Genomic DNA, 17,377 nt, shown 5'->3' with positions numbered 1-17,377 from the left:
TGCCCCGCTACTCCGCCGGCGCCGGGGAGGTCCCGCCCGCCCCGCGCCAGCGCTCCACCATGGCCCGCAGCCGCTCCATCGCCAGATAGACGGCGGGCGTGGTGAAGAGGGTGATGAGCTGGCTCAGCAGCAGCCCGCCGACGATGGACACGCCCAGCGGCAGCCGCAGCTCCGCCCCGATGCCGGAGGACAGCACCAGCGGCAGCGCGCCCAGCAGCGCCGCGGCGGTGGTCATCATGATCGGGCGGAAGCGCAGCAGGCAGGCCTCCACCACCGCGTCGTGCGGCGACATGCCCCGCTCGCGCTGCGCCTCCAGCGCGAAGTCGATCACCATGATGCCGTTCTTCTTCACGATGCCCATCAGCAGGATGATGCCGATCAGCCCCACCACGGACAGGTCGAGCCCCCAGAGCTCCAGCGCCAGCAGCGCGCCGATGCCGGCGGAAGGCAGGGTGGAGAGGATGGTGACCGGGTGGATCAGGCTCTCGTAGAGCACGCCCAGCGTGATGTAGATCACGATGATCGCCGCCAGGATCAGCCAGGGCTGCCCGGCGAGCGAGGTGTTGAACTCCGCCACGTCGCCGCCGAAGCGCCCCTGCACCGTGTCCGGCAGGCCGATCTCGGCCTCGGCGGCATGGATCGCCTCCACCGCCTGGCCCAGCGACATCCCTTCCTCCAGGTTGAAGCTGATCGTCACCGCCGGGAACTGGTTCTCCCGCGTCACCAGCAGCGGCGCGCGCGTCCGGGCGAAGCTCGCGATCTCCGCCAGCGGCACCTCCGCGCTGGTCGTCGTGGTGGTATCGGAATCCGCCGCGCCGGTGCTCGTGCTGCTGCCGGTGACGCGGATCTGCCCGATCATGTTCGGATCGCTGCGCACCGGGTCGGCGGCCTCCAGCACCACGCGGTACTGGTTGCTCTGGCCATAGATGGTGGAGATCTGCCGCTGCCCGAAATTGTCGTAGAGCGCGTTGGCCACGCTCGCCATGCTGACGCCGAGGCGCGAGGCCTTGTCCCGGTCCACCTGGATGGCGATGCGGATGCCGTCGTCGCGCTGGTCGCTCGCCACGTCGCGCAGGCCGGGGATCCGGCGGAACCGATCCACCACGCGCGGCGCCCAGAGGCCCAGGCGCTGTGCGTCGGAATCGGTCATCGTGTACTGGTACTGCGTGGTGGAAAGCCGCGCGCCGATCTGGATGTCCTGCACCGCCACCGGATAGGCGATGCCGCCCGGCACCGCGTTCAGCCGCGGCTGAAGCCGCGCGATCACCTGCTGCGCCGTGGCGTCGCGCTCGTCGCGCGGGCGCAGCACGACGATGATGCGCCCGGTGTTCTGCGCCGGGTTGGTCGCCCCCGCCCCGGCGGTGACGGCGACGGAGGCGACCGCCGGGTCCTGCCGCACCACCTCGGCCAGCCGCTGCTGCAGCGCCGCCACCCTTGCGAAGGAGGCATCCTGCGGCGCCTCGGTGGTGATCTGGATCAGCCCGTTGTCCTGCGCCGGCAGGAAGCCCTTGGGGATCACCACATAGAGCCAGCCGGTCAGGATCACCGTGCCCAGCGCCACCAGCAGCGTCAGCCCCTGGTGCCGCAGCGTGATGGCCAGCATCCGGCCATAGCCGCGCCGCATCCGCTCGAAGCCGCCCTCCACCCAGCGCGCCACCAGCCCCGGCCGGGAATGCGGCCGCAGCACCAGCGCGCACATCATCGGCGTCAGAGTCAGCGAGATGACCATGGAGACCAGCACGGCGGCCGTCAGCGTCTCGGCGAACTCCCGGAACAGCCGCCCGACCACGCCCTCCATGAACAGCAGCGGAATGAACACCGCGATCAGCGAGACGGTGAGCGAGACGATGGTGAAGGCGATCTGCCGCGCGCCCTCGAAGGCGGCCTCCAGCGGCTTCTTCCCTTCCTCGATCAGCCGCACGATGTTCTCGATCATCACGATCGCATCGTCCACCACGAAGCCGGTGGCGATGGTCAGCGCCATCAGCGACAGGTTGTCGAGCGAATAGCCCATCATCGCCATGACGCCGAAGGTGCCGATGATCGACAGCGGCAGCGACACCGCGGGCACCAGCGTCGCCCGCCCGCTGCCGAGGAAGAGGTAGATCACCCCCACCACCAGCGCCACGGCCAGCACCAGCGTCAGCTGCACCTCGTGCACCGAGGCGCGGATCGTTTCCGTCCGGTCCGACACGACCGACAGCCGCGCCCCCGCCGGCACGGCGGCCGAAAGCTCCGGCATCAGCGCCTGGATGCGGCTCACCGTCTCCACGATATTGGCGCCCGGCTGCCGCTGCACGTCGATCAGGATGGCGGGCCGGCCGTTGAACCAGGCGCCGTTGCGGTCGTTCTCCAGCGCCTCGGCGGAGGTGCCGACATCGCGCAGCCGCACCGGCGCGCCGTCCTTCCAGGCGATGATGACGTCACTGAACTCCGCCGGCGTGGTGATCTGGTCGTTGGCCAGGATGCTCGCCGCCTGCCGCGCCCCGTCCAGCGTGCCCTTGGGCGAGTTCTGGTTGGCGTTGGAGATGGCGGTGCGCACCGTCTCCAGCCCGATGCCATAGGCGGCGAGGCGCTGCGGATCGACGCGCAGCCGCACCGCGGGGCGCATGTTGCCCTGCACGCTGACCCGCCCCACCCCGCTCACCTGCGCCAGCTTCTGCGCCAGGATCGTGTCCGCCGTGTCGCTCAGCCGCGCGATGGGCAGCGTGTCGGAGGTCAGCGCCAGGGTCACGATCGCCGGGTCCGCGGGGTTCACCTTGCTGTAGGTCGGCGGATAGGGAAGCGTGGAGGGCAGCGTCCCCCGCGCCGCGTCCAGCGCCGCCTGCACGTCCTGGGACGCCGTGTCCATGCTCTTGTCGAGCCGGAACTGCAGCGTGATCCGGTTCACCCCCGGCCCCGAGACGGCGGTCATCGCCGTCAGGCCGGAGATCTGCGCGAACTGCCGCTCCAGCGGCGCCGAAACCAGCAGCGCCACCGTGTCCGGCGAGGCGCCGGGGAGCTGCGTGCTGACCTCGATGGTCGGGAAATCCACCTCCGGCAGCGAGGAGACCGGCAGGCGCAGATAGCCCAGGATGCCCCCCAGCAGCACCGCGATGGCCAGCAGCGTGGTCGCCACCGGCCGGGCGATGAAGGGCGCGGCGATGTTCAATTGCGGGCCCCCGCCTGGGGCCCCGATGCCCCCCCGGCCTGGGTCCCGGCCTGGGTCCCGGCCTGGGCCTCCGCCTGCCGGCGGGCCTGCCGCGCCGCGCTGGGTGCCGCCGGTGCCTCCGGCGCGGGCGCGGCAGGGTCCACCACCGAGACCGTGGCCCCCGGGTTGAGCCTCAGCGCGCCCGAGGTCACCACCCGCTCGCCCGGCTTCAGCCCCTGGCGGATCACCGCCTCCGCCAGCGTCACCGGGCCCAGCTGCACGCTGCGCTGCTCCACCTTGCTGTCGCTGCCCACCACGAAGACGAAGGCCCCGTCCGGCCCCTGCTGCACGGCCACCAGCGGCACCACCGTGGCATCCGGCACCGTCTCGATGCCGATGCGGAGGTTCACGAAGGCCCCCGGCCAGAGCCGGTTGTCCTCGTTCGGGAACACGGCCCGCGCCTTCACCGTGCCGGTGGCGCTGTCCACCTGGTTGTCCACGGTCAGCAGCGTGCCCTCCGCCCCCGGATCGTCGCCCGCCGCGATGGTGCGTACGGGCACCTTGCCCGCCGCCTGGGCGCGCAGCAGCCGCCCCAGCTCCTGCTGCGGGATGGTGAAGATGGCGGTGATCGGCCGCATCTGCGTCAGGGTCACGAGGCCGCTGCTGTCCGAGGTCTGCACGAGGTTCCCCGCATCGACCTGCCGCAGCCCCACCCGCCCGTCGATCGGGGAGCGGATCACGGTGAAGTCCACCTGCGTCTGCGCGCTGTCGATGGCGGCCTGGTCCTGCGCCACCTGGGCCTCGTACATCGCCACCTGGGCGCGCTGCGTGTCCACCTGCTGCCGGGTCACGCCGTTGGCGGCGAGCAGCCCCTGGTAGCGCTGCAGGTCCACCTTCGCATTGGCGAGCTGCGCCTGGTCATAGGCCTTCTTGGCCTTGGCCTGCTCCAGCGCCGCGACATAGGTGCGGTCGTCGATGCGGGCGAGGAGGTCGCCCTTCCGCACCTCCTGCCCCTCCCGGAAGGCCACCTCGACCAGCGTGCCCGAGACCTGGGAGCGCACGGTGATGGTGTTCAGCGGCGTCACCGTGCCCAGCGCGTCCAGGGTCAGCGGCAGGTCCCGGACCTCCGCCGTCGCCGCCGTGACCGGCACAGGCACGCCGCCGCCGGGTCCGGGGCCGCCCGGCCCGCGCCGCCGCGCCGCGCCCGGAGCGGCGGGCCCGCCGCTCCGGGCCGCCGTCGTGCCGTCCTGCGCTCCGCCGCCCAGATAGTGCTTCCAGGCCCAGTAGCCACCGCCGCCCAGCCCGGCGAGCAGGACGACCAGCACCACGAGGCGGGAGAAGGATGACCGTGTCATGGGGATCTTTCGTCTCAGCGCCAGCCGCCGCCCAGGGCGCGGAACAGCCCCACCGCGGCCTGGAAATAGGCGAGCCGCGCCTGCACCAGGCTGGTGCGGGCGGAGAACAGCGTTTGCTGCGTGTTGATCAGGGTGATCAGGTCGATGGTCCCGGCGCGGAGCTGCGCCTCGGAGATATTGTAGGCCTGCTGCGCCTTTGCAGCCGCATTCGCCTGCCGCTCCACGCGATCGGCCGATTCACGGAAGGCGATCAGCGCGTTCTCCACATCCACCAGCGCCGAGACGATGGCGCGGCGGTATTCCACCACCAGTTCCTCCGCCTGCGCCCGGCTGAGCGCAACCTGACCGCGCAGCGCGCCACCGTCGAAGATGGTCTGCGTGATCCCGGCGGCGAGCGTGAAGAAGGCTGCCTCCGGCGTCACCAGGTTGGCCAGGTTCAGCGTCTGGAACCCGCCCTGCGCCGTCAGCGTCACGGAGGGCAGCAGCGCCGCCCGCGCCGCCGCCACATTGGCGTTGGCCGAGGCGAGGTTGGCCTCCGCCAGATGCACGTCCGGCCGCCGCGCCAGCGCCTCCGCCGGCAGGCCCGGCGCCGCCACCGGCACGCGCAGCTCGTCCAGCCGCCCGCCGGTCACCTTGAAGCTCTCCGGCGTCCGCCCGATCAGCGTGGCGATGGCGTTGATGTTCTGCCCGATGGTCTGGCGCAGCGGCGGCACGGCCGCCTCCTGCTGCGCCACCACCGTCTCCTGCTGCGCCAGGTCCAGCCCCGTGGCCGTGCCCGCCGCCACCTGGGCGCGGATCACCGCCAGCACCCGGTTCGCGGCATCGAGGTTGTCGAGCTGCGTGCGCAGTTCCTCCTGCCCCTCCAGCACCGTGAAATAGGTCTCCGCGAGGGAGGCCTGGGTGGTCATCATCACCGTGCCGACATTGAAGCGCCGCGCGATCGCGGTCTGCCGCGCCGCCTCGGTGGCGTTGCGGTTCTTGCCCCAGAAGTCGATCTCGTAGCTCGCCGCGAGGGACAGGCTCTTGACCGAGCGTGCCGAGGTGCTGGCGCGCCCATAGCCGCTGGTGCGCGTCTGGCTGGCATCCCCGCTGGCATCCAGAGTCGGCAGCAGCGAGGCCCCGGTGATCCGAAGCTGCGCGTCGGCCTGCCGCACCTGCGCCTCGGCGGCGGCCAGGTCGAAGTTCCCCGCCGCCGCGGCCTCCATCAGCCGGTCCAGCTCGGGCGAGCCGAAGCCCTTCCACCAGTCCGGAGCGGGCCAGACGGCCGGCGTCTCGGCCGCCTCGCGGAAACGGTCCGGCAGGGCGAGGCCGGAGCTCACCGGCCCGGGCCGCGGCCCACAGGCGGCCAGGGCGGCGGCGGCACCGGCGAGCAGCAGCAGCGCCCGGCGGGGAGCCCCCTGGGGAGCCCCCTGGGCAACCCCGTGGGGAACCTCATGGGAGACAAGGCACGGAGCACCCCGGACGGGTCGCACGGCCGCGCCCGCAGCCTCAGCGAAATCGCTCAATCGTCCTGGTCCCCTGGCCCATCCCCGGCTCGATCCCCGGCTCGATCCCCTGCCCGGTCCCCGGGCCCATGGCCGCCGGCGTCCCGGCCGCGCCGCCCCTGGGAGCGACCGGGCGGCATGTCCTCGGCGATCCGGCGCCGGCCTTCCGGCGAGATCGCGCCCATTGCCTGCACCAGGTTGGTGTCGAAACTCTGGCCGAACACCGCCCCCTCGGTCCGCGTGGCGGCCAGCGCGGCCTGCAGCGCCGCCGGGTCGAAGGGCTCGCGCCCGATGCTGGCCCGCACCTCGGCGAAGGCTTTGCGAAGCCGCCGCCGGGCGGCGTCGCGCGTTTCCCAGCCCATCTCCATGCGCGCATGGAAGACCTCGCGGTCCCCGGGCGGCAGCAGGCGTTCCATATGGGCGACCAGCCGGCGCGGGTCCGCCGGCCCGCCGCCCGGATCGCGGAACAGCAGCAGCCCGCCGAGCACGAGGTTGAGCGCCAGCGACGCGCCGAAGCCGGCCCGCAGCAGGACAGGAATGGAAAGGCGCATCGTCAGGAATCGGTATCCAGCAGGGCCAGGACCTGGGTGGCGGAGATCAGGGCGTTGTCGTCATCCAGGCCGGAGGAGCCCGGCAGGCTGAGGCTGGGCGGCGAGATCGCCAGCCAGACGGCGCAGAGGGCCAGCATGGCCAGGGCACCACATCCGGCCGGCAGCAGCGGGCGGAACCAGGCCCGCAGCCGCCCGCCCATCCCCGGGGAAGCCGCCGGGGAAAGCGCCGGGGCGGGCATCCGCGCCACCCGGGCCGCCACCGCCGCGCGCATCCGGGCCAGGGCCTCCGGGTCGGGCGGCAGCGCGGCACCGCCCGGCGTGGCGTCCAGCGCCGCATCCAGCCGCAGCGTCTCGGCCAGCAGCGCCCGCGCCTCGGCGGAGGCGGCGAGCAGCGCCCGGGCCGCCACGGCCTCGCCCTCCGGCCAGCGCGCGAGGCCGGCCCCATGGGTTTCGAGCCGCCGGCGGAAATCGCGAAGCTCCATGGCCATCACTCCTTTCCACGCCGCAGCCGCGCCAGCAGGAACAGACGCCCGCGCCGCAGCAGACCTTCCAGCGCACGCGGGGTCACGTCCAGCGCCGCCGCGGCCTCGGCCCCGCTCAGCCCCCGGTCATAGGCGAGCGCCAGCGCCGCCCGCTGCCGGGGCGGCAACTCCCGCAGCGCGGCCGCCACCGCCGCCCGGTCCTGCCGGGCCGCCAGCGCCGCCTCCGGGTCCGGAGACGGGTCCGCCTGCAGCCATGCCTCCTCCAGTGGCACGCCGCCGCGATGCTCGCCCGGGCGCCGGGCGCGGTCGATCGCGAGGTTCACGGCGATCCGGTAGAGCCAGGTGGACAGCTTCGCCTTGCGGGGGTCGAAGCGCGCCGCGTCCCGCCAGGCGCGCAGCATCGCCTCCTGCGCCACCTCCTCGGCCTCGGCCGGGCGGCCGGTGACGCGCAGGGCGGCGCCGTAGAGCAGCGGCAACTGCCGGGTGCAGAGGTGGTCGAAGGCCAGCCGGTCCCCGGCCGCCGCCCAGGCGATCAGGGTTTCGTCCGTCGCGGCCCCGCGGTCCCGCTCCTGGACCGGAACCTCGGCGGCCTGGTCCCTCGCGACAGACCCGGCTTGGCGGAACGGGGAATATCTCAGGGAGGACTCGATCCGGCCGGAAAGGGTGAGGCTGAGCATGGGTGGAATAGGGGGACCGGTCGGTTGCGTCATCCCTGATACGGTGCAACCGGAGCGAACCCATGCGCCGGACCATCATTTTTTGCGCCACCCCGCCCGGACAGCGGCTTTTCCCGGCAAGCCGCCACCCGGCGGAACGTCCAGGAAGAGTCACCGCCCGCCTCAGGGCCGGGAACCACGCCCCCGCAGCCTGACCCGCCGCCTCCGGCGTCCGGCCGGCCTCTCCTCTCCTTCCCCGGTGGCGGCATTCCCGTCGCCCCCGCGCCGGGCCCGCCACCAGCCGGTCAGCAGCCCCAGTCCCGCCAGCACCAGGAAGGGCAGCCCCACCAGCGGCGACAGCACGGCGGACAGGTCGGGTGATCCGCCCCGGGCGAAGATCTCCGCCAGCCCGGCCCCGATCCAGGCATAGACCAGCGTGGCCGGCAGGATGCCCAGCGCGGTGGCGGCGGCGAAGACCGGCAGCCGCATTCCCACCATGGCCGGGGCGACATTGCCCAGCCAGAAGGGCACCACCGGCATGAAGCGCAACGACAGCAGGTACCAGAACCCGTCCTGCTCCAGCGCCGGCCGCAGCCTTTCCACCAGCGGTCCGATCTGGCGGTGCACCAGCGGCTCCAGCGCCGAGCGCACGATCAGGAAGAGCAACGACCCGCCCAGCGTCGCCGCCGTCACCGCCAGCCCGGCGCCCAGCCAGCGCCCGAACAGGAACCCCCCGGCCAGCGTCAGGATGGTGCCCGGCACCAGACAGGCCGTGCAGAACGCATAGGCCGCCACATAGATCAGCACCGCCTGCAGGGGCCGCGTCTCGACAAAGACCGCCAGTGCCTCCCGGTACTCCGCCAGCGCCCCCAGGCTGAGATAGCGCCCCAGCCCCAGCGCATAGGCCAGGACGCCCCCGGCCAGCAGCAGCGCCAGCGGCCAGAGCCGCAGCCATGCGCCGCCGGGCCGCCGGCCGGGCCAGCCACCGGGCGGGCGGGCGGAGTGCTGCCCCGGGCGCGGATCGTCCTGGCCCTCCGTCATGGCGGGCTGCCGGGCGAAGAGGCCGTCCGGGCAGCGCGGGCCTCGCCCCCGGATGCATCCCAGGGCGACTTCACGGGTGCGCCCACGGAAGCTCCCGCTTCAGGACAGTTGCTGGGCCCATCCTCCGGGCGACATCTCCGCATCCCCCGGCAACGCCCCGGAGGCAGTGGAGGATGCGGCGCATCCTCCACTGCCTCCGGAACCGGCCACCGCAAACCGGCTTCCCTTGCCCGCGCGGTCTTGATACGCCCGCCGCCACCGATGCGCCCTGCCCTGCATGCCTTCCTGGTGAACGGCCGCTTCGGCGACCCCGCCCTCTATGTCGAACTGCCCTTCGAGCGCCGCGCGCTGGTCTTCGACCTGGGCGACCTGCACGTGCTGTCCCCCCGCCGCCTGCTGCGGCTGGAGGCGGCGCTGGTCACCCATGCCCATATGGACCACCTGATCGGCTTCGACACGCTGCTCCGCCATCTCGTCGGGCGCGAGAAGCGCTTCGCCCTGGTCGGGCCGGAAGGCATCGCCGCCCGCATCGGCCACAAGCTCCAGGGCTACAGCTGGGACCTCGCCGGCCTCTACGCCGCCGAACTGGCCTTCGAGGTCACCGAGGTCGCCGGCAACCCGGCCGCCCCCGCCGGCGGGCTGCCCTGGCGCCGTACGCGTTTCCGCCTCTCCACCGGCTTCGCCCCCGAGCCGGGCGAGGCGGGCGTGGCAGAGGACGGCACCGTCCTGCGCCTGCCCCGGCTGGAGATCCAGGCAGCGCTGCTCTCGCACCACGGCGCCCCCTGCCTCGGCTACCTGCTGCGCGAAGTGTCCCACGTGAATCTCTGGCGCGAGCGGCTGGATGCGCTGGGCCTGCCCACCGGCCCCTGGCTGAACGGCCTGAAACGCGCCGTCCAGGAGAACGCGCCGGACGACCATCCGATCCCCATCCTCGCCCGCGGCCAGGGGCCCCGCACCCTGCCGAGCACCCTCCCCTTGGGCCTGCTGCGCCAGGCCGTCACCGTCACCCCCGGCCAGCGCATCGGCTACTGCACCGATCTCGGCGACACGCCGGAGAACCGCGAGACCGTCGCCCGGCTGGCGCGGGAGGCCGACCTGCTCTTCCTGGAATCCGCCTTCGCCGCCGAGGACGCCGCCCTGGCCGCCCGGCGCGGCCACCTCACCACCCGTGCCGCCGGGGAGATCGCCCGCGCCGCCCGGGTCCGCCGGCTGGAGCCCTTCCACTTCTCCGCCCGCTATGCCGGGCAGGAGGCGCGTATGCTGGCCGAGGCCGCCGAGGCCTTCGGCCGCCCCCTCGCCCCGGCCGAGACGCCGGAAGGCTGAAGCCCTGCCCGGCGTGGCCATTCCCGCCCGCCCCTATCGATGCCCTTGAAAAACAGGCACTTCCTTCCCATCTCCCAATGCTTTCGGCAGATCCGGAGGAGAGTTCCCGATGGCCAGCGGCTGGGCCCCCGACGGGGCGGTGCAGGACCAGATCGACGACACCGTGACGGATGGTGTGCTGCGTGCCCGCGCCCATATCCCGAAGGGCGAAGGTCCGACGCACTGCGTGGAATGCGACGAGCCGATCCCCGAGGCCCGCCGCCGCGCCTTGCCCGGCGTCCGTACCTGCGTCGCCTGCCAGTCGGCGCTCGACCGCCGGCCGGTGCAGATCGGCTTCAACCGCCGCGGCAGCAAGGACAGCCAGCTCCGGTAGGCCGGGCCGGAGGGACCGATGGAAAGGGCCCATGGGACGAAGTGATTCCGGCGGCACAACCTCCTCCGCCCCGGATACCGTTCATGCGCGATCTGCTCTAAGCCTTCGCTCCGGACCCTGACCGGAAGGAGCGCCCCGATGTCCCATCCGAAGCCCGCCATGCTGGTGATCCTCGACGGCTGGGGATGGCGCGAGGAAGTGGCCGACAATGCCGTCCGCCAGGCCCATACGCCCTGCTTCGACGAGCTCTGGGCCAACTGCCCGCACAGCTTCCTGCGCACCTCGGGCCATGATGTCGGCCTGCCGGACGGGCAGATGGGCAATTCCGAGGTCGGCCACCTGAACATCGGCGCCGGCCGCATCGTGATGCAGGACCTCCCCCGCATCACCAAGGCGGTCGGGGATGGCTCCATCGCCTCCCTGCCCGCCGTCACCGATCTGATCGCGAAGCTCAAGGCCAGCGGCGGCACCCTCCAGCTCTGCGGCCTGCTCTCCCCCGGCGGCGTGCACAGCCACCAGGACCACGGCCTCGCCCTCGCCCGGGTCTTCGCCGATGCCGGCATCCCCGTCGCGGTGCATGTCTGGACCGATGGCCGCGACACCACCCCGCTCGGCTCGGTGGAGTTCCTGAAGCGCTTCGAGCCCGAACTGCCGCGGGGCGCCCGCATCGCCTCCGTCTCGGGGCGCTACTTCGCCATGGACCGCGACAAGCGCTGGGACCGGGTGCAGAAGGCCTGGAACGCCATGGTGCTGGGCGAGGGACCGAAATCCGCCTCCGCCGCCGAGGCCATCGCCGCCGCCCATGCGGCCGGCACCACCGACGAGTTCATCCCCCCCACCGCGATCGGCGACTATGCCGGGATGAAGGACGGCGACGGCCTCCTCTGTTTCAACTTCCGCGCCGACCGGGTGCGCGAGATCCTGGACGCCATCCTCGACCCGGAATTCTCCGGCTTCTCCCGCCCCCGCCTGCCGAAGCTGGCCGGCGCCGCCGGAATGACGCAGTACTCCACCGACCTCGACCGCTTCCTCGCCACCCTTTTCCCGCCCCAGTCGATGAAGGACATCCTGGGCGCCGTGGTCTCCGCCGCCGGCATGAAGCAGCTCCGCATGGCCGAGACCGAGAAGTACCCGCACGTCACCTATTTCATGAACGGCGGCGAGGAGGAGCCTTTCCCCGGCGAGGACCGCGTCATGGTCCCCTCCCCCAAGGTCGCCACCTACGACCTCCAGCCGGAGATGTCGGAGCCGGAGCTGGCCGAGAAGGCCGAGGCCGCGATCCGCTCCGGCCAGTACGACATGATCCTGCTGAACTTCGCCAATGCCGACATGGTGGGCCATACCGGCAGCCTCGCCGCCGCCATCAGGGCCTGCGAGGCCGCCGATGCCGGCCTCGCCCGCATCGTCTCCGCCATCCGCGACATGGGCGGCGCCCTGCTCGTCACCGCCGACCACGGTAATGCCGAGCTGATGCGCGACCCGGCGACGGGCGGCCCGCACACCGCCCATACCACCAACCCGGTTCCGGTCATCCTGCTCGGCGGCCCCCAGGGCTGCACGCTGCGCCAGGGTCGGCTGGCAGACCTGGCGCCGACCCTGCTGCAGCTCCTCGAGCTGAAGCAGCCGGAGGCGATGACCGGCCAGACGCTGATCCAGGCCGGGGGCTGATTGCCGGCGCCACCCGTCCCCCCGCCGCCGGCCCCGCCCGGCGGCGGCCGGCGGGCGGCCATGCCGTTGGCCGCCCCGCCGCGCCCCCTCCCGTCCCGCTGGAAGGCCCGGCTGCGGGCCGCCGCGCTGGCGCTGCTGGTGGCGCCCGCCTCGGCCACGCCCCTCGCCGCCGCGCCGCGCAGGGCGGCGGAACGCCCGCCCGGCCACGAGGACCTGCACCGGGCGGAACAGGAGGCGGCGCAGGCGAAGGATGTCGCCGAGGCGGCCGCCCGCGCTTCCCGCGAGGCCCGGGAATACGAGGAACGCCTCTCCGCCGAACGGGCCGAGCTGGGCCGCCGCACCGTCGCGGCCGAGGATGCGTTGGACGAGGCACAGAGCCAGCTGGACGCCGCCCAGGCGGACGTGGCCGCCGCCGAGGCCTCGCTGCGGGAACAGTCGGCCCGGCTGGCGCCGCTGCTGCCCGCGATGCGCCGCATGTCCGCCTGGCCGGCCGAGACGCTGCTCGCCCTGCCGGTGCCGCCGGAGGAGGCGCTGCGTGGCGCCCTGGTGCTGCGCGGCCTGGGCCGCCGCCTCTCGGAGGAAGCCGCCGCCTACCGCATCGCCCGGGAGGAAACCGGGCAGGCCCTGGCCCGCGCCGCCGCCCGGCGCGCGGACCTCGCCCAGGCCCGCGACCGCGCCCGCGCCGCGACCCAGGCGGTGGAGGCCAGCCTGTCCGAGGCCCGCACCGCGCGCGGGCAGGCCGACCGGGCAGAGGAACGGGCGGCGCAGCGTGCCGCGGGCCTCGCCGCCCGGGCCGGCAACCTGCGCGGCGCCATCGCCCGGCTGGAGCGCGAGGCCGCCGCCCGGGCCGAGCGCGAGGCGAAGGAGAAGGCCGCCCGCGAGGAAGCCGCCCGCCAGGCGGCGGCCCAGGCGGCCCGCGACGACGCCCGCCGCGCCGCCCGCCGCAACCGGGAGGACGAGGAGCAGGTCGCCGCCCTGCCCTCCGCCCCCGCCATCCCCCGCGGCCGCGGCCGCGCCCTGCCGGTGGCCGGCCGCGTCGTCTCCCAGTTCGGCGCCGACGGCACCACCGGCCAGACCTGGTCCACCCCGCCCGGCGCCCGCGTCGTCAGCCCCTGCTCCGGGCAGGTGGCCTTCGCTGATACATTTCGTTCCTATGGCCTGCTGTTGATCATGGATTGCGGTGACGGATACCATGTGGTCCTGTCTGGTCTCGATCGCCTGGACGCCGGGGTGGGGCAGAAAGTCTCGGCGGGCGAGGCGGTCGGGCAGATGGGACGTCCCTCTTCCGGGCGTCCCAGCCTCTACGTCGAACTCCGGCGCAGGGGACGGGCGGTGGACCCGCGACCCTGGCTGGCTGGCAACGGCCGCACGGGATAGCGGGCGCCTTCTCTGAATTTACCTTGTCTCGGGGAGCCTCGGGCGGATGCGGCGCAAGTTCCGGACAGCAACGGGTGTGGCGGTGGCCTTTGTCGCGGGGGCCGTCGCGGGACCCGTGGTGACTTCGACGGTGGTGCCGGCGCTCGCGCAGGATTCCGGCCGTGCGGACACCTATCGGCTTCTCAACCTCTTTGGCGACGTCTTCGAGCGCGTGCGGGCCGACTACGTCGATCCGGTCAACGACCGCGACGCGATCGAGAACGCCATCAACGGCATGCTGCAAGGGCTCGACCCGCACAGCTCCTACATGAACGCGAAGAACTTCCGCGACATGCAGGTGCAGACGCGCGGCGAGTTCGGTGGCCTCGGCATCGAGGTCACGCAGGAAGGCGGCTACGTCAAGGTCATCTCGCCGATCGACGACACGCCCGCCCAGCGCGCCGGCATCAAGCCCGGCGACCTGATCACCAACCTCAACGGCACCTCCGTCCAGGGCATGAGCCTGCAGGACGCGGTGGAGCAGATGCGGGGCGAGCGCGGCTCCTCCATCCGCCTGACCATCCGGCGCGAGGGTGTGACCACGCCCATCGACCTGAGCCTGACCCGGGAGGTGATCCGCCCGCAGGTCGTCCGGGCGCGGCTCGAAGGCAACGACATCGCCTATATCCGCCTCACCTCCTTCAACGAGCAGACCGATCCCGGCCTGCGCAAGACCTTCCAGCAGCTCAAGACCCAGGCGCCGAACGGGCTCAAGGGCCTGATCCTCGACCTGCGCAACAACCCCGGCGGGCTGCTCGACCAGGCGATCCAGGTCAGCGACGACCTGATCGACCAGGGCGAGATCGTTTCCACCCGCGGCCGCCGCCCCGAGGACGCGCAACGCTGGAACGCCCGCGCCGGCGACATCACCAACGGCCTTCCGGTCGTGGTGCTGATCAACGGCGGCTCCGCCTCGGCCAGCGAGATCGTGGCCGGCGCGCTGCAGGATCACCGCCGCGCCGTGGTGCTGGGCGTGAAGTCCTTCGGCAAGGGCTCGGTGCAGACGGTCATGCCGCTGCCCGGCAATGGCGCCATCCGCCTGACCACGGCGCGCTACTACACCCCCTCCGGCCGCTCCATCCAGGCCACCGGCATCGAGCCGGACGTGGAGGTGCTCGGCCAGCGCGTGGATGCCGCCCAGCGCGACCGCGAGGCCGATCTCCGCCATGCCCTCAAGCATCCCGATGGCTCCGCCGCCACCCCGGTCGCGCCCCTGCCGCCGCTGAACCTGTCCCAGAGCCTGCTCGACCGCATCCAGCACACGCCGCCCGAGGGCGCCCCCGCCTTCGACCCGACCAAGCCGGAGACGGATTTCCAGTTGCAGCAGGCCCTGGTCCTGGTGCGCGGCATGGCCGCCACGCCGCAGCAGGCCCCGGCGCAGCGGCGCGCCAGCCGCTGACCCACCGGCCGCGGCGGAAGCCGCGGCCAGGATGCCGGGCCGCTCCCATCCGGGTGCGGGAGGCTCTCGCACCCGGGTGACCCGGCCATGAAAGCGGACCGGGCAGAGCAATGCCTCCCCCGGTACCGGTTTCGCGACTACCGGCCCGAGGCCGTTTTCTCCGGGACCCGTGCCGCCGCGCCGGCAGGGGATACCGGCCCCTTGCTACCGGAAGAACCCCGCGCAGTCCCCATGAAGCCGCCCGCTCATGCCAGCAAAGGTCCGCTACCCTCTTCGCATGGATGAGCGGCATCCTTGCAACTTCCGGCTGTCGCGATGCGGGCGTTTACCGGGCATAAACGACACAGACGCCATAAAATTCTGGAAACCCGCGGACTTGCCTGGAAATGCCCTCATTGTTGAGGATACTCTCAAAAAGAGAGATCGTGGCAGATGACCCGCCGCGGAAAGCCGAAAATCTGCCCTGGACCGGCCCCGATGCGCACCAGCATCCCGGCCTTCCGGGCGAGGGCGAACGGACGGAAACCATGCGCGAGGCGGTGGCTGGCGGCCCGGAAGCCGGCGAATGGAACAATGGCTGGACCTGGCTGAGGCGCTTCTGGGGCCTCGTCCTGACCGCCACCCTGCTGGGCCTGGGCACGCTCGCCTATCTCGGCCCGCCGCCGCAGGAAGCCTCCCTGGAGGCGAACCGGGACGCCACCCCGCGGCCCCCTTCGGACGCCGCGTCGGATGCACCAGCCGCCATCGTGGCCGCTGCCCAGGCTGCCCCCGCCCCGCCGGCCGCCACCCTGACCGACCTCCAGGACCCCGCCTCCCAGCAGAGCCAGGGGCCGTCGGGTCCGATCCCGCCGCCGGACCCGCAGATGCTGGAGGCCACCCGCCTGGGCGCCCTGCCCCGCGTGGCGCCGGATGGGCGGACCTCGATCCGTGCCTATGGCCGCGCCTTCCCGCGTGCCGAGAAGCGGCCACGCATCGCCATCGTGGTCGGCGGCCTGGGCCTGAATGCGGCGCTGAGCGACGAGGCCATCCGCCGCCTGCCGCCCACGACCGGCCTCGCCTTCAGCCCCTATGCCCAGAACCTCCAGCCCCTGCTGAACCGCGCCCGCGCCCGGGGGATGGAGGCGCTGGTGGCCCTGCCGCTGGAACCCGCCGGCTATCCGTCCAACGATCCGGGGCCCCGCGCCCTCCTCACCACGCTTCCGGCCGCCGAGAACGCGGAGCGGCTGCGCTGGGTGCTGACCCGGCTGCAGGGCTATGTCGGCGCTGTCGGCGCCCTGGGCGGCATGCGCGGCGAACGCTTCGCACAGGCGCCGGAACTGCTGGCCGGGGTGCAGGACGTGCTGCGGGATCGCGGCCTGCTCTATCTCGACCCGCGGCCCGAGGCGACCAACGGCAACCGCGCCTGGGGCCGCACTGCGGATGTGGTGATCGACGAGCCCGCGACGCGCGAGGGCGTGGAGCGCCGCCTGCAGGAGCTCGAACGCGTCGCCAAGGAATGGGGATCGGCCCTCGGCGTGGCCGGCGATGCCTCGCCCGTGCTGCTGGACCGTATTACAAGCTGGGCGACGGGGCTGGAACAGCGGGGGATCGTGCTGGCGCCGGTCACCGCCATCCTCCGCCGCCCCGAGATCCCGCAGAAGGAAAGCGCCGCGCGATGAGCGACCTGCCCTACCGCCCCAATGTCGGCGCCGTGCTCTTCAACGCCGATGGGCTGGTGCTGGTGGCGCGCCGCGCGGACCAGCTGCATGGGGAGGCGGCCGCCGGCGCCTGGCAGCTCCCGCAGGGCGGGCTGGATGAAGGCGAGGAACCCCGGCAGGCCGTGCTGCGCGAACTGGCCGAGGAGATCGGCACCGGCAAGGCCGAGATCCTGGCCGAGCACGACGAATGGCTGCGCTACGACCTTCCGGAGCACCTGATCGGCAAGGTCTGGGGCGGCCGCTGGCGCGGGCAGGAACAGCGCTGGTTCGCCCTGCGCTTCACCGGCCAGGATTCCGATATCCGCCTGGATGCCGATGCCCATCAGGAATTCGATGCCTGGCGCTGGGCGAGGCTAGAAGAACTCCCCGGCCTCGCCGTCCCCTTCAAGCGCCCGATCTACGAGGCCCTGACCCGCGCCTTCGCCCGCTTCGCCGGCTGAAACCAGGTCCGGCGTTGCGCTTCCCCGGGGGACAGGCGCCGCCTTTCCCCCGGACCCCCTATCCGCCAGGACACTGCGTGCCCTGGACCCGGTTCGCTGGCGCTCGCTGATGCCGGATCGCGCCGGAGAGCCAGGCTCTCCGGCGGACTGCCAGTGCCATCAGAGCGGACAGGGTGTTTTTCTTTTTCTCAGGAGCCCCGCGCTTCCACCTGCTTCCAGGGATCAGGCCGCAGGGTAACGGTTACCGCCAGAGCCAACTCAGGCCCGGGGTCCGGGGACCGGCTTCGGTCCCCGGCGGAGAGGGGGTCCGGGGTGAGAGGCGGCGCCTCTCCCCCGGGGCCAGCCAAAAGAACCGCCCCCAA

14 protein-coding genes are annotated in these 17,377 nt (G+C 72.9%); 7 read left to right on the top strand and 7 right to left on the bottom strand.

Annotation, left to right across the window (positions count from 1 at the left end; genetic code table 11):
* Nucleotides 1-7 precede the first annotated feature (7 nt).
* From CTJ15_RS20605 to CTJ15_RS20575, 7 genes are all read right to left on the bottom strand, one after another.
* Complete coding sequence (locus CTJ15_RS20605; RefSeq protein WP_099781927.1) at nucleotides 8-3,151, bottom strand: efflux RND transporter permease subunit; 3,144 nt, start codon at nucleotides 3,149-3,151, stop codon at nucleotides 8-10.
* Entirely contained in the window at nucleotides 3,148-4,485 is a 1,338-nt protein-coding gene (locus CTJ15_RS20600) for an efflux RND transporter periplasmic adaptor subunit (RefSeq protein WP_226946008.1), read from the bottom strand. The genes CTJ15_RS20605 and CTJ15_RS20600 overlap by 4 nt, the downstream gene beginning before the upstream one ends.
* 14 nt (nucleotides 4,486-4,499) lie before the next feature.
* The gene (locus CTJ15_RS20595) at nucleotides 4,500-5,804 is read right to left on the bottom strand and encodes an efflux transporter outer membrane subunit (RefSeq protein WP_252571769.1); all 1,305 of its coding nucleotides are present in this window, start codon (nucleotides 5,802-5,804) and stop codon (nucleotides 4,500-4,502) included.
* Nucleotides 5,805-5,986: 182 nt separating this feature from the next.
* On the bottom strand, nucleotides 5,987-6,520 hold the full coding sequence (locus CTJ15_RS20590) for a periplasmic heavy metal sensor (RefSeq protein ID WP_075821591.1): 534 nt from the start codon (nucleotides 6,518-6,520) through the stop codon (nucleotides 5,987-5,989).
* Nucleotides 6,521-6,522: 2 nt separating this feature from the next.
* Entirely contained in the window at nucleotides 6,523-7,002 is a 480-nt protein-coding gene (locus CTJ15_RS20585; protein WP_126281928.1) for a hypothetical protein, read from the bottom strand.
* Between the two features lie 5 nt (nucleotides 7,003-7,007).
* Entirely contained in the window at nucleotides 7,008-7,679 is a 672-nt protein-coding gene (locus CTJ15_RS20580) for a sigma-70 family RNA polymerase sigma factor (RefSeq protein ID WP_099781925.1), read from the bottom strand.
* A 162-nt stretch (nucleotides 7,680-7,841) separates the two neighbouring features.
* Entirely contained in the window at nucleotides 7,842-8,699 is an 858-nt protein-coding gene (locus CTJ15_RS20575; RefSeq protein ID WP_019463277.1) for a TVP38/TMEM64 family protein, read from the bottom strand.
* A gap of 261 nt (nucleotides 8,700-8,960) precedes the next feature.
* On the opposite strand from CTJ15_RS20575, the gene CTJ15_RS20570 reads away from it, so the two are divergent.
* The 7 genes from CTJ15_RS20570 to CTJ15_RS20540 all read left to right on the top strand — a co-directional run bounded on the left by CTJ15_RS20570 (nucleotide 8,961) and on the right by CTJ15_RS20540 (nucleotide 17,015).
* Nucleotides 8,961-10,022 (top strand): MBL fold metallo-hydrolase, encoded by a 1,062-nt coding sequence (locus CTJ15_RS20570; RefSeq protein WP_075823146.1) that lies wholly within the window; start codon nucleotides 8,961-8,963, stop codon nucleotides 10,020-10,022.
* Nucleotides 10,023-10,131: 109 nt separating this feature from the next.
* On the top strand, nucleotides 10,132-10,395 hold the full coding sequence (locus CTJ15_RS20565; RefSeq protein WP_019463275.1) for a DksA/TraR family C4-type zinc finger protein: 264 nt from the start codon (nucleotides 10,132-10,134) through the stop codon (nucleotides 10,393-10,395).
* Between the two features lie 138 nt (nucleotides 10,396-10,533).
* Nucleotides 10,534-12,063, top strand: a complete 1,530-nt coding sequence (gpmI, locus tag CTJ15_RS20560; protein ID WP_099781924.1) for a 2,3-bisphosphoglycerate-independent phosphoglycerate mutase — start codon at nucleotides 10,534-10,536, stop codon at nucleotides 12,061-12,063.
* 60 nt (nucleotides 12,064-12,123) lie between these two features.
* Complete coding sequence (locus CTJ15_RS25175; RefSeq protein WP_126281927.1) at nucleotides 12,124-13,440, top strand: murein hydrolase activator EnvC; 1,317 nt, start codon at nucleotides 12,124-12,126, stop codon at nucleotides 13,438-13,440.
* A gap of 46 nt (nucleotides 13,441-13,486) precedes the next feature.
* A complete protein-coding gene (locus tag CTJ15_RS20550; protein WP_026033545.1) occupies nucleotides 13,487-14,878 on the top strand; it encodes a S41 family peptidase in 1,392 nt (463 codons plus the stop codon).
* Between the two features lie 527 nt (nucleotides 14,879-15,405).
* Nucleotides 15,406-16,536 carry a divergent polysaccharide deacetylase family protein gene (locus tag CTJ15_RS20545; RefSeq protein WP_126281926.1) on the top strand — a complete coding sequence of 377 codons (1,131 nt, stop codon included), beginning with the start codon at nucleotides 15,406-15,408 and terminating at the stop codon, nucleotides 16,534-16,536.
* Nucleotides 16,533-17,015, top strand: a complete 483-nt coding sequence (locus CTJ15_RS20540) for an RNA pyrophosphohydrolase (RefSeq protein WP_099781921.1) — start codon at nucleotides 16,533-16,535, stop codon at nucleotides 17,013-17,015. The genes CTJ15_RS20545 and CTJ15_RS20540 overlap by 4 nt, the downstream gene beginning before the upstream one ends.
* Nucleotides 17,016-17,377: the final 362 nt, after the last annotated feature.

The organism is Roseomonas sp. FDAARGOS_362, from assembly GCF_002754815.1.
Lineage (GTDB): Bacteria > Pseudomonadota > Alphaproteobacteria > Acetobacterales > Acetobacteraceae > Roseomonas > Roseomonas mucosa.
Note: the sequence above shows the minus strand (reverse complement) of the source record. Positions and strands in the feature narration are given on the sequence as shown.